Raw genomic sequence first — 12228 nt, 5'->3', positions numbered from 1 at the left:
TCGGTGCGGCAGGCTCAGGCGGCCCGGCCGGAGACGATGACGGTGGCGAGGTCGGTGAGTTCGCGCACGCGCGCCTCGTCGGGCGCTTCGACGTTGAGCCGCACGAGCGGTTCGGTGTTCGACTTGCGCAGGTTGACCCACCAGTCCTCGCCCTGCAGGCTGATCCCGTCGAGATCCTCGATGCGCCCGGGACCGAAGTCGGCGGCGGCCGCGGCGAAGGCGGCGAGGACGGCATCGGGGTCGGCGACGGTGAAGTTGATCTCCCCCGACTGGCGGTAGGTGTCGTAGGCGGCGACGAGGCTCGAGGCCTGGCCGCCGGCGGTGGCGAGAGCGGTGATGAGGTGACAGGCGGCGAGCATGCCCGAATCCGCGCCGTAGAACTCCTCGAAGTAGAAGTGCGCGGAGTGCTCGCATGCGAAGACCGCGCTCTCCTCGCGCATCAGGGTCTTGATGCCGGAGTGGCCGACCTTCGAGCGGATCGCACGACCGCCGGCGGCGGCGATCGCCTCGGGGACGCTGCGGGAGGTGATGAGGTTGTGGATGACCGCGGGCGTCTCGACGCCGGCGGCCCGGGCGCGGGCGATCTCGCGTTCGGCGACGAGGGCGCCGACGGCCGAGGCCGACAGCGTCGCCCCGGTCTCGTCGATGAAGAAGCACCGGTCGGCGTCGCCGTCGAAGGCGAGCCCGAGGTCGGCGTCGTACTCGACGACCGCCCTTTGGACGTCGACGAGGTTCTCGGGTTTGAGGGGGTTGGCCTCGTGGTTGGGGAACGTCCCGTCGAGCTCGGTGTAGAGGCCGATGACGTCGAGGTCGAGCTCGGGCAGTCCCGCGGCGGTGCCGAAGACCTCGTCGAGGAGACGACCGGCCATGCCGTTGCCGCAGTCGACGACGACGCGCAGACCGCGCACCGCGTCGACGTGGGTGAGCTCACGGATGCGCTGGGCATAGCTGCTCCGCATCGTCGCCGCCGCGCTCTCGTCGACGGGCACCTGGGCGGCGTCCGTATCGGGCGCCGGGGCGTCGGGGGCGAGGTCGCGGATCCGTCCGAGTCCGGAGTCGAGGCTGACTCCGCCGGCGCGGGGTCCGCAGATCTTGATCCCGTTGTAGTCGGCGGGATTGTGGCTGGCGGTGATCATCGCCCCGGGCAGGTCGAAGATCCCGGAGGCGTAGTAGAGCTGGTCGGTCGAGCAGAGGCCGAGGAGGACCGGGCACCGGCCCGCGGCGGCGATGCCCGCGGCGAAGGCCCCGGCGAATCCCGGGGAGCTCGGGCGCATGTCATGGCCGACGACGACCTCGGTGCTGCCGTGGATCTCCGCCATCGCGGTCGCCGTGGCCCAGCCGAGGGCGAAGAGGATGTCATCGTCGAGTTCGTCGGGGATCCTCCCGCGGATGTCGTAGGCGCCGACGGCGGTGGCCAGGGCGCGGGCACGGGAGGCGGGGAGGGTCATGGGGTGTCCTTCGTGGAGTTCGTCAGTGGCGCTCACGGGCCGATGATGCGCAGGTGTCCGTGGCGGCGGCCCTGTCCGGTGTCGGCCTCGGAATCGGCGTCGACGGCCCGCGGCCGGCTTCCGGGTGCGGGGGTCGCGGCTGCCTCGCGCACCGCGTCGGCGATCGCGAGGAGATCGTCATGGGTGCGCTCCGGCGGTTCCTCGGTCGCACCGATGCGGATGAGCTCCCAGCCCACCGGCGGGGTGAGGCGGGCGGCGTGATCGGCGCAGAGGTCGTGGGCGCCGGGTTCGGCGCGGCGGGCGAGGGGACCGACGACGACACACGCGTCCGCATGCACGTAGGTCATGGTCGCGGAGGCGCTGCGCGAGCAGCTGACTTTCGAGCACGTTCGCAAGGCTGACACAGTCGTTCACTTTACACGCTGCCGCTGCCCGTTCCCCGGTGGCCGGGCCGAGCGGCGGGCGAGTTCTGCGGGTTTCCTCACAGCGGTCTCGGTAGAATCATCGACCATGAACGTCAGACGCCGCCGGGACCGGCATGGACGGGGCCTGCGGTCCTCTCTCTTCCGCGCGGATGTGCCCGCGCGCGCGACCCGGGCGGAGTCCTTCGCGCGGGTCGCCGCCGAGGAGTTCGCCCGGCACCGCGAGCAGGAGCCCGATCTCCTCGCCGAGGTGGTCCTCGCCATCGATGTCGTCCCCCCGCCGGGGTCGACGGAGCCGAGCTTCGGTCGGGTGTTCCCCGCGACCCCGCAGCGTCGCACGCACATCGTCCTCTACCGTCGGCCCATCGAATACCACAGCCTCGGGGGGACGCGGGAGACCCTCATCGCCGAGGTGATCGCCGACCAGGTCGCGCTGCTGCGCGGCGCGCAGGGCTGAGCGCCGCAGTCTCCGGCGGAGTCGGAGCCGGATCCTCGGTCAGGTCGGAGACGGCTCCTCAGTCGAGCCGGATGTCGCGGTAGGCGACGCCGGCCGGGGCCGGCGCGGGCATGACCGCGGAGACCCCGGAATCCGAGGTCACGAGGAGGCTCGCGTGGACGCCGTCGGCCGCTGCCCCGGCAGCGCCCTGTCCGCTGATGACGAGGGCGCGCACCGCCTCGGCGGAGACCTCGGCCGGGGCCAGGGTCGTCGTCGCGGTCGGGTTGAGGTCGACGACGCGCGGGTCGGTCAGGCTGCCGTCGTCGAGCATGCCGCTGACCTGCACCTGCCCCTGCCCCGGGGAGAGGAAGAGCTGCGCGGTCCCGGTCCGCGGCAGGGCCATGAGCTGAGCGTCGGCGAGGCCTTCGGTGGCGGTGATCGTCGCGAAGTCGCCCGCTCCCCCGTCGGGGTTCGTCGCCACGGATGCGGTGGCCTGGACGGGCTGGTCGGAATCGAGGACGAGGCTCGTGGCGGCGAGCTCGCCGAGGTCGGCCTCGGCGACGCCCCCGGCGACGACGGTGAGCGCCGACCGGGGGATGTCGACCTCCCCGTCGGGACCGTAGGCCTTGAGGGCCACCTCGGCGAGGTCATCACCGGGGTTGGCCACGCGCACGCGCACGCTCCTGCCGTCGAGTCCCGTGAGGACCTGCTGGTTCGCGGCCGGCGCCCCCGGCGCGGCGAGGTCGATGCCCTGCGGGGTGAGCCCGTCGAGCTTTGTCTCCTGGATCGACCCGGCGAGGACTCCCCCGTCGACGGAGACGTCGACGGCGAGTTCGGGGGCGCCCGCGGCGAGGCCGGCGAGGCGGACGGCCCGCTGGGAGCCCGCGCGGATGCTCAGTTCGGTCGGCTCGCCCCGCGATCCCGAGGGAGTCATCACCTGGACCTGGGCCTGGACGGGGACGCTGCCGGGGTTGCTCAGGAGCAGCTGCGAGTTCGATCCCGCCTCACCCGATCCGGCGACGATCCGGAAGTTCGCCGCCGGTGCCGCGCACGTCAGCGTGGCGAGCCCCGTGAGGTCCCCGGAGGTGCCTTCGACGGTCTCGAGCGCCGTGGTCAGGGCGGGGGCACCGGGTCGGGCGAAGCCGGTGATGATCTTCGTGTTCTCGACCGGGTCGTCGCCGGAGACGAATCCTCCTGATGCGGGGTTGTCGAAGTCCGGAGACCCGCCGAGGGTGGCCACCTGGAGGCGGGAGGCGCTCACAGAGCCGTCGGCGGCGCTGATCGGGGCGGTCGCGGAGACGACGCGGGTGCTGACGTTCGAGTCGTCGACGAACTCGGCGTCGGTGCCCTCGGCGGCCTGGTCGGTGAGCAGCGGTCCGGGGCAGATCACCTGGGTGTCCGCGGTCGGCATGCGCACCTGTTCGGGGCTGCGACTGAGCGTGCCCGCGGGCAGCGGGGTGAGGAACGACGTCGTGGCGATGAGGATGCCGGGAACGGCGATCGCTGCGAATGTCACGGTGCTGCGGCCGAGCCTCATGCTCTCTCCTCCGACCTGTCCGATGCGGCACCGTCAGCCGACGAGCCGTCCCGTGCTGCGGTGTCGTCTGGGTGGGTGCCCTCAGCGTGGACGCTTTGTGCCTCGGTGTCCTGTAGCGCGGTGTTCTCTGCGCGGGTGCCCTCAGAGTCGGGGCTCTCAGCGTCCGGTGTCGACTCCCCGTGCTGCGGCGCGGTCGTCGCGCGGTTTCCTGATTCAGCGCGGCGGCCTGACTTAGCGCGGCGACCGGATTTCGCCCGCCGACCGCGCCGCGTCATGGCCGCCGGCTGCGGGTCCGCCGCAGCGCTCCCCGTGTCCGCAGCGCTCCCCGTGTCCGCGGCGCTCCCGGTGTCGGCGGCATCCGCCTCGGCGGCACCTCCCGACGGTCGCTGCGCCGACGCGGACCCGGTCTCAGCGGTCTCGGTCTCGGAGGTCGCAGAGGAGTCCCTGTTCTCCGCGCCTGCGGACGCCTCTGCAGTGTCAGACCCGTCCGCCGAGATCCCAGGTTGGTCCGCGGTCCCGGATTCCCCTCGAGCGGTCGCCGGCGCGCCGCGCCGCACGGCCCGGTTCGGGGTGGGGCGGCGACTGCCGATGGGCAGGGCGACGATGAGGCAGAGGAGTCCGAGCACCCAGCCGGCGATGACTCCCGTCGTCATCAGCGGTGACGAATCGTCGAGTTCGACGGTGCCGCCGGCAGCCGGGAGGGTGAACTCCTCATCCCATGCCTGATCCGGCTCGGCCGGACGCGGGAGGTCCTCTCCGTCGATCTTCGCCGTCATCCCGTGGGCGGTTTCGGCGACGACAAGCGTGCGACCGTCCGCGCCGGGCGCGATGTCGATCGTCTCCCCGGTGCGCGGTGCCGTCGACAGCGTGCCGTCGGGTTCGCGGACGAGGAAGCGGCCGCTGTAGGGCTTGTCGACGTTCCAGAGCACACCCGCCTCCGTCGGTCCGACCTCGACGAGGCCGGTCGCTGCGGCCACGGAGGAGCGCAGCGCGGCGTCGTCCTCGTCGACGAGGACGAAATCGACGCCGAGGCGGCCGAGCAGCTCGCGGACGTCGCCGGCGTCGTCGGCCGACAGCGCGGCCGCGGCCTGGGCGACGAGGACGTCGTCCTCACCGATGGGCAGCGGCCGGCGCTCCCACGGCGGACCGCCGACCGCCTCGGCGGAGGCCACGGTCGAGGTGCCGATGACGGTGCCGTCAGCGGTCGAGAGCAGGGTGGCGAGAACCTCGCCGTCGACGGCGTCGAGGCGCAGCGTGCGGGCTTCCGTGGGGCCGGCGGCCCGGTCGGCGGCGAGGGCGGGAACGGTGCCGTCCTCCGTCGTCGACACCGACTCGGAGGCGGGACCGGCGCCGAGCACGGCGAGGCCGACGGCGGCGACGGCGACGAGGCCGGTGAGCACGCGCAGGGGGACCCGGGACACGCTGCGCGGGGCTGCGGTGAGGCGGTCGGCGCCGAGGACGAGCAGGGCGATCGCGCCGATGCTCGTCAGCGTCACTCCGGCCGCGGGATACGACCCGATGAGCGCGAACGGGCCGACCTGGGCGGGCAGGTGCGCCTGGATGATCGAGACGACGAGGCCGGTGAGGTAGAGCCCGACAGCCCAGGTCAGCACCGTGAGCGGGATGCGGGCCTCGATGAGGGTGAGGAAGGCGAGCAGAAGCATCGGCAGGACGATGAAGAGCGCCCACAGCTGGCTGACGCCGGTCACCCCGAGAGGTTCGAGCAGCCCTGTCAGCCACGTGGGATCGAGCGGGGCGGGGAACCCGACGGCGAGGAGGTACGTCGGAGCGGTGCCCGGGGACAGTGTCTGACCGGGCATGACGAAGAGGGTGCCGGGGTGGGTGACGACCCCGACGAGCCACGGCCACGTGAGCACGAGGGTCGGGACGAGCAGCCAGAGATGACGCAGACCCCGCCGGCGGAGCACGAGGGCGATCGTGAGGACGAGGCCGACGACAAGCATGAGCGGGACGCCGGCGATGATGACGACGAGGAGCAGCCCGGCCGCCGCGGCCGCCGAGACCGAACCGGTGCGCAGACTGCGGGTGAGAGCGATGATGAACAGTGGTGCGGCGATCCACATGAGGATGACGCCGAGGCGGCCGGTCGACAGCCCCATGACGAAGAGCGGGGCGACGAGCCAGAGGAGGCCGGCGAACCCGCGGACCCACTTGCGGGACACGAGGATCCCGGCGCACGCGTAGGCGGCGATCGCCGCCGCGATCGGGGCAGCGAGGATGAGGACGCGGACCGTGACGTCGAGGTTGCCGAGGAACGGCAGACCGAGCACCGCGAGGACGAGCTGGAGCGGATCGGCCGGGGTGTCGATGCCCGTGCCGGCGTCGAGGAAGCCGCCGAGGAGCCGGGTGACGAGCTCGCCGTAGCCGATGTCGGTCGACCCCAGCGCACCCCCGACGAGGTGGCCGGGACCGAGCAGCCGGTGGGAGACGAGACCGCTGAGCAGACCGGCGGCGAGGATGAGGAAGAAGAGCGGGTGCGTGAAGATGCCGGCGCCGCCGCTGACCTCGAGGCGGGAGAACGAGTCGATGGCCTCCTCGGTGTCACCGACCTGGTTGAGGTCGGCCTCGTCGAGGGTGTCGTGGTCCCCATCGCCGGCACCGGTTCCGGTCCGGCGGGCCGCCATGCTGCGCCGGTGGACGGCGAGTTCCTCGGGGTCGGCGAACAGGGAGTTCAGGTGCGCGGTGTTCGCGCGCTTCGCCAGCCGACCGCGCCGCGCGTTGGCCCGGCGCAGGCGGGCGGTGGCGCGGACGTCGGCGGGCAGGCCGACAAGCGCGGCGAAGCGCCAGCCGGCGGTCCGGACGTCGTTGCCGAGCAGGGAGAGGAGCCCGGCGCCGAGCTGGGTGGCGGCCAGGATGATGAGCAGCCGGACGAGGCCGGGCCGGGCGAGGCTGAGCCGGTAGCGCTGTTCGGTGCGCACCTGCGCTCGCGCGGTCGGGGGCTTGGCCGAGGTGCCGAGCTGGGCCGCCTCGGCGGCGGAGATGTCGAGTCGAGCGCCGGGGGCCAGGGCCACCCGCCGGCCGAGGTCGCGGAGGCGACGGGAGTATTCGATGCCGCGGTAGGCCGGGCCGAGTCCGCGGCTGGGAGCGCCGATGCGATCGAGGTCGGCGGTGGCGATGAGCATCCCGGGCAGGTCGAGCGCGAGCGTCTCGGACTCCCCGTCCCGCTGTCCCTGGTCGAGCTCTCCCGATCCGACGGGATTGACGCGCACCCCCGCCGAGGTGGTCGTCACCCCGGCGGAGACGATCCGCTCGCCGCTGAAGAGCTTCGGCCCGACCGCCGCGACCGAGTCCGCAGCACTCATCGCGTCGAGGAGCTCGTCGAGGCACCCCGGCGCGGGGCGGGAGTCGGGAGTGAGGAACCAGAGGTAGTCGCTGCCGGCGACGGCCGGCAGGGCGAGCGCCTCGGAGACGGCAAGGCCCCCGAGATCGACGACGGGGATCTCGGGGTGGATCCTGCTCAGGGTGGTTTCGAGCTCGGCCTTGCGGGAGTCGTCGCCGGAGATGACGACGACCGTGACGGCAGGTCTCACACGACTCGCTTCTTGAGCCGACGGCGTTCGCGCTCGGACATGCCGCCCCAGATCCCGAACCGCTCATCGTTGGCCAGCGCGTAGTCGAGGCATTCGGAGCGGACCTCGCAGGACTCGCAGACGCGTTTGGCCTCGCGGGTCGATCCGCCCTTCTCCGGGAAGAACGCCTCAGGGTCGGTCTGGGCGCACAGCGCCTGGTCCTGCCACGACAGCTCGCCGTCCTCGGCGGCGCCGAGGAGGAGCGAGAGCGGCGACACTGCCGCATCGTCGACGGGCAGCGGTGTGAGATCGTTCGGATCGATCGCCAATGGGTCCGGCAGCGTGTCCGGTGTGCGGGCGCCGGGTTCGACGAACCAGTCGCCGGCGCTGCGGGAGGTCACCCCCGGTACGGAGACGAACTCCTCATCCTCTAGTCTCTTGCTCTGTGCGCTCTGCACGGTTCTCCCCTTTCTCACGCTCAGCGTGTTGTGCCATGCGAATCCGAGAATTCGTGCTAAGCGCGTTCCCCTTAGGTATAAATTACACGCGTGTCATTACCGCTGAGTCAAGCCCTCGTGCAGTAATCAAGCGGGGAGAAACCGCGTATTCGAACACATCTTCACATACACACGCGCCGCCAACACAAGATATGGGGACCGGCATGCGCACCTGCCACAATCCATGGTGTCCACCTGATGGGATCGTGAGAATTTCGGATTCGTTCGGCTGGGATGGGAATATGGAGGAATGAGCCAGGGTGACGGTCCGCGAGCAGGCATGAACGACAGACTGCTGACCGTCTACGCGCCTCCCCTCGACGACGACATCCGGCCCGGTTCGGACCTCGCGGGCATCCTCATCACCAGTCTGCGGCGCAACCGCATCGATCTCAAGGACGGCGACATCCTCGTCATCGCCTCGAAGGTCGTGTCGAAGGCCGACGGGAGACTGACCTCGGTGGCTGACCGCGCCGAGTTCGAGGACCTCGTCCGAGCGTCCTCGACCCACCTCGTGGCCGAACGCAGCTATGCGTCGGGAACGACGGTCCAGGTCGTGCGGACTCAGGCCGGCACGGTGCAGGCCGCGGCCGGTCTCGACCAGTCGAACTCCGGCGGCGACGTCGTCCTCCATCCCGCCGACGCCGACCATTCCGCCGCTCAGCTGCGCGCCCGTGTCGAGGAGGCCTTCGCGGTGCGCATCGGCGTCGTCGTCTCCGATACGACATCGCGGCCGTGGCGCGTCGGGGTCGGAGACATCGCGCTCGGCCTCTCCGGGTTCTCCGGCCTCGACGACCAGCGCGGACTGCCCGACGACGACGGGCGCGTGCAGACGGTGACCGTGCGCGCCGTCGGCGATGAGATCGCCGCCGCCGCCGACCTCGTCAAGGGGGCCGCCCGCGGTCTGCCGATGGCGCTGATCCGCGGTGCCGGCGGCTACCTCGACAACGGCGGCGGCGGAGCGAAGGCACTGTGCCGGGACCTCGGCGAAGACTGGTTCCGCTTCGGTCACGTCGAGGCGATCCAGCGCGGGCTCGGCGTCGATACCGTACCCGGCCGTGCTCCCGCCGGGGACGGCGGCGACGACATCCTCGAGCGCGTCTCCCGGGCCATCCGCGTCGTCCGCGGCGGCAACGCGCGCACCCCCGGCCATGCGGCCTGGCGGATGCGCATCGAGGGGTCGGGCTCGCGGATCATCATGAGCCCCTCGACCTCCCCGGCGACGACGCAGGCCGACGGACCTCCGATCCTCGAAGCGATGGTCGGACTCGGCTCCCTCGTCGAGCGCATGCACACCGCGCTCTTCGCCGAGGACCTCTCCGCGACGACGAAGTGGCATTGGGCCGAGGGGGACCTCGGCAGCTTCCCGCGAGGAGTGACGATCGACATCGGACTCCTCTCCCCCGACAGCACGCACTGATCCCCCGACAGCACACGCTCGAGAAAGCAGGACAGATGGATCTCACCCGCCTCGCTGGCACCGGCGGTCCCGTGCTCTTCTGGCGCGGGCCCGACTTCGACACCCTCGACCTCACCGGCCCGGTCATCGCGAACTGGGTGAATAAGGGAGTCGGTCTCTTCGGCGACTACGATCTCGGCCCCGACTTCACCCTCTTCGTCCCGCTGCCCGGCGGTCTCCACTGGCGCGAACTCGTCGCGATCCTCAGCGTCCTCCTCGCCGGTGGCCGCGTCGTCCTCGGCGAGCAGGGCGATGCCGGTGGCACCGCTTCAGCCGGCGGCAGCATCTCGGCCGTCCCGGACGGGGACTTCCACGCGCTCGTCCCGGTCGGGTTCGAGTCGGACCCGGCGATCGCCTCGGCGGAGGAGATCTTCGTCTTCAATCCCCCGGCACTGGCGCTGAGCACTCCGGTCGATGCCGACTTCATCGACGTCAACTCCGCGATCCGGGCGTATCCCGACGTCACCCCGCGCCGCCTCGACGGCTCGGGCACCCTCGCCGTCCTCGGGGCTGCGGGGACGACGGAGATCCCGTGGACCGCGGCGATGACCACCGGTTCCGCGGGTCCCCCCGCGGGGATCCTCGTCTCCCACTCGACCCCGCAGGAGGACCAGTGGCCGGACCTGCTGGGCCACCTCCTCGGCGGGGGTGAGACCGTGCTCGGCACGGGAGTCGATGAGGCTCGCATCGCGGACCTCGCACGGGAGCTCGGTGAGGTCCGTGGCAGACTGGGGACATGGACAAAGTAGTTGACACGCCCGCAGAAGCAGTGGCCGATATTGCCGATGGATCGTCGATCGCCGTGGGCGGATTCGGGGTCGTCGGAGTCCCGGAATTCCTCATCCGCGCGATCAGGGAACAGGGGACGACGGACCTCGAGGTGATCTCGAACAACGCGGGCGTCGACGGCCGCGGGCTCGGGGTGCTGCTCGCCGACCATCGGATCCGGCGGATCATCGCGTCCTATGTCGGGGAGAACAAGGAGTTCGCCCGGCAGTACCTCTCCGGTGAGCTCGAGGTCGAGCTCACCCCGCAGGGCACGCTCGCGGAGAAGCTGCGCGCCGGCGGTGCGGGCATCCCCGCGTTCTACACGATCACCGGCGCCGGCACCCAGGTCGCCGAGGGCGGCATGCCGTGGAAGTACGACGCGGACGGCAACGTCATCAAGGAGTCCCCGGCGAAGGACACCCGGGTCTTCGACACCTTCGGCGAGGAGCAGACCTACGTCCTCGAGGAGTCGCTCGCCCCCGACTACGCCCTCGTCCGCGCCGCCGTCGGCGACCGCGACGGGAATCTCGTCTTCCACTCCTCGGCCCGCAACTTCAATCCGCCGGCCGCGCAGGCCGGTCGGATCACGATCGCCGAGGTCGAGAAGCTCGTCGAACCCGGTGACATCGATCCCGACGAGGTGCATCTGCCCGGTGTCTTCGTCCACCGCGTCGTCCCGCTGACGGCGGAGCAGATCGCCGACAAGCCGATCGAGAAGCGCACCCTCCGTCCGACCCCGACCGCCGCGAACGCCTGAGGAGAGCCCACCATGGCACTGACACGCAACCAGATGGCCGCGCGCGCGGCGCAGGAGCTCGCCGACGGCAGCTACGTCAACCTCGGCATCGGCATGCCGACCCTCGTCCCGAACTACGTGCCCGACGGTGTGCGGCTCGTTCTCCAGTCGGAGAACGGCCTCCTCGGCGTCGGTCCGTACCCGACCGAGGACGAACTCGACCCCGACCTCATCAACGCGGGCAAGGAGACCGTGACGATGCTGCCGGGCGCCTCGTACTTCGATTCGGCGGCGAGCTTCGGCATGATCCGCGGCGGCAAGATCGATGCCGCGATCCTCGGCGCGATGCAGGTCGCGGTCAACGGCGACATCGCGAACTGGATGATCCCCGGCAAGATGGTCAAGGGCATGGGCGGGGCGATGGACCTCGTCCACGGCGCCAAGCGCGTCATCGTCGTCATGGACCATGTCGCAAAGGACGGCACGCACAAGCTGCTCGGCGCCTGCGACCTGCCGCTGACGGGCAAGGGCGTCGTCGAACGCGTCATCACCGACCTCGCCGTCCTCGACGTCACCGGTGATGCCTTCACCCTCGTCGAGCTCGCACCGGGAGTCACCGTCGAGGAGGTCAAGGAGAAGACCGGCGCCGAGGTGGTCGTCCCCGACGACGTCGCAACCATCACCGTCCCCGACGTCTGAGTCGCGCGCGCCGCTGCCCACTGACGCTCCTTCGGAGTGTCGGTGCGCGGCGGCCTTGTGCGCTGTCCCGCCGCAGCCCGCCACGCGCAGCCCGGACCCGTAAATCGCAGTCCGCATCCGCACCGACAACGCCGACCCTCACACGCAACTCGTGGCCTCACGCACAACCCTGGGCTCTACACACAACGCGCAGCCCCACACACAACACTGGGCTTGCCGAGAGGCACCCGCAGCCGCGAACACACCGCGTGCACGGGTAGTGAAAGCCGCTCCACAGGCGGGATGCCGGAAACGCGCTCGATCACGTGCCGCTCAGCTCGTCACGTACAACCCGGAGCCGCACCGACAACGCAACCCGTCACGAACAACCCGCAGCTTTACACACAACACTGGGCTCGCCGAGAGGCACCCACAGCCCCGAACACACCGCGTGCGCGGGTAGTGAAAGCCGCTCCACAGGCGGGATGCCGGAAACGCGCTCGATCACGCGCCGCTCAGCTCGCCACGCACAACCCGGAGCCGCCCTGACAACGCAGCACGTCACGCACAACCCTCAGCCCCACACACAACACTGGGCTCGCCGAGAGGCACCCGCAGCCCCGAACACACCGTGTGCACGGGTAGTGAAAGCCGCTCCAGGGACAGGGTTCGCCCGCGCGCTCCGCTCAGGAGCGAGGCAGCCTCAGTAGAGGGGAA

10 protein-coding genes are annotated in these 12228 nt (G+C 71.2%); 5 read left to right on the top strand and 5 right to left on the bottom strand.

Going from position 1 to position 12228, the window contains the following annotated elements; genetic code table 11:
- Nucleotides 1-14 precede the first annotated feature (14 nt).
- Both manB and ACFQ91_RS04460 read right to left on the bottom strand, forming a co-directional pair.
- Nucleotides 15-1448 (bottom strand): phosphomannomutase/phosphoglucomutase, encoded by a 1434-nt coding sequence (manB, locus tag ACFQ91_RS04465; protein ID WP_198498386.1) that lies wholly within the window; start codon nucleotides 1446-1448, stop codon nucleotides 15-17.
- A 32-nt stretch (nucleotides 1449-1480) separates the two neighbouring features.
- Nucleotides 1481-1795: a DUF3499 family protein gene (locus ACFQ91_RS04460; protein WP_232623550.1), complete on the bottom strand. Its 315-nt coding sequence runs from the start codon at nucleotides 1793-1795 to the stop codon at nucleotides 1481-1483.
- 163 nt (nucleotides 1796-1958) lie between these two features.
- On the opposite strand from ACFQ91_RS04460, the gene ACFQ91_RS04455 reads away from it, so the two are divergent.
- On the top strand, nucleotides 1959-2327 hold the full coding sequence (locus ACFQ91_RS04455; protein ID WP_198498384.1) for a metallopeptidase family protein: 369 nt from the start codon (nucleotides 1959-1961) through the stop codon (nucleotides 2325-2327).
- A 58-nt stretch (nucleotides 2328-2385) separates the two neighbouring features.
- Here the strand turns inward: ACFQ91_RS04455 and ACFQ91_RS04450 are convergent, their stop codons facing one another.
- The 3 genes from ACFQ91_RS04450 to ACFQ91_RS04440 are packed head-to-tail and all read right to left on the bottom strand — an operon-like array spanning nucleotide 2386 to nucleotide 7651.
- Nucleotides 2386-3843: a DUF5719 family protein gene (locus ACFQ91_RS04450; RefSeq protein ID WP_198498383.1), complete on the bottom strand. Its 1458-nt coding sequence runs from the start codon at nucleotides 3841-3843 to the stop codon at nucleotides 2386-2388.
- Nucleotides 3840-7394: a glycosyl transferase gene (locus ACFQ91_RS04445; protein WP_198498382.1), complete on the bottom strand. Its 3555-nt coding sequence runs from the start codon at nucleotides 7392-7394 to the stop codon at nucleotides 3840-3842. Before ACFQ91_RS04445 ends, ACFQ91_RS04450 begins: the two co-directional genes overlap by 4 nt.
- On the bottom strand, nucleotides 7391-7651 hold the full coding sequence (locus ACFQ91_RS04440; protein ID WP_332839545.1) for a WhiB family transcriptional regulator: 261 nt from the start codon (nucleotides 7649-7651) through the stop codon (nucleotides 7391-7393). Before ACFQ91_RS04440 ends, ACFQ91_RS04445 begins: the two co-directional genes overlap by 4 nt.
- Before the next feature lie 499 nt (nucleotides 7652-8150).
- On the opposite strand from ACFQ91_RS04440, the gene ACFQ91_RS04435 reads away from it, so the two are divergent.
- From ACFQ91_RS04435 to ACFQ91_RS04420, 4 genes are read left to right on the top strand one after another with little or no spacing between them, the layout of a single operon-like run.
- Nucleotides 8151-9290, top strand: a complete 1140-nt coding sequence (locus tag ACFQ91_RS04435; RefSeq protein ID WP_232623549.1) for a coenzyme F420-0:L-glutamate ligase — start codon at nucleotides 8151-8153, stop codon at nucleotides 9288-9290.
- 35 nt (nucleotides 9291-9325) lie between these two features.
- On the top strand, nucleotides 9326-10078 hold the full coding sequence (locus tag ACFQ91_RS04430; protein WP_198498380.1) for a hypothetical protein: 753 nt from the start codon (nucleotides 9326-9328) through the stop codon (nucleotides 10076-10078).
- Nucleotides 10066-10854 carry a CoA transferase subunit A gene (locus ACFQ91_RS04425; protein ID WP_198498379.1) on the top strand — a complete coding sequence of 263 codons (789 nt, stop codon included), beginning with the start codon at nucleotides 10066-10068 and terminating at the stop codon, nucleotides 10852-10854. Before ACFQ91_RS04430 ends, ACFQ91_RS04425 begins: the two co-directional genes overlap by 13 nt.
- A gap of 12 nt (nucleotides 10855-10866) precedes the next feature.
- Nucleotides 10867-11532, top strand: a complete 666-nt coding sequence (locus ACFQ91_RS04420) for a CoA transferase subunit B (protein ID WP_198498378.1) — start codon at nucleotides 10867-10869, stop codon at nucleotides 11530-11532.
- Nucleotides 11533-12228 lie beyond the last annotated feature (696 nt).

The sequence above is a fragment of the Brevibacterium sp. NPDC056726 genome (assembly GCF_042790515.1).
GTDB classification, from domain to species: Bacteria; Actinomycetota; Actinomycetes; order Actinomycetales; family Brevibacteriaceae; genus Brevibacterium; species Brevibacterium sanguinis.
This window is presented reverse-complemented; position numbering and strand designations above follow the sequence as displayed.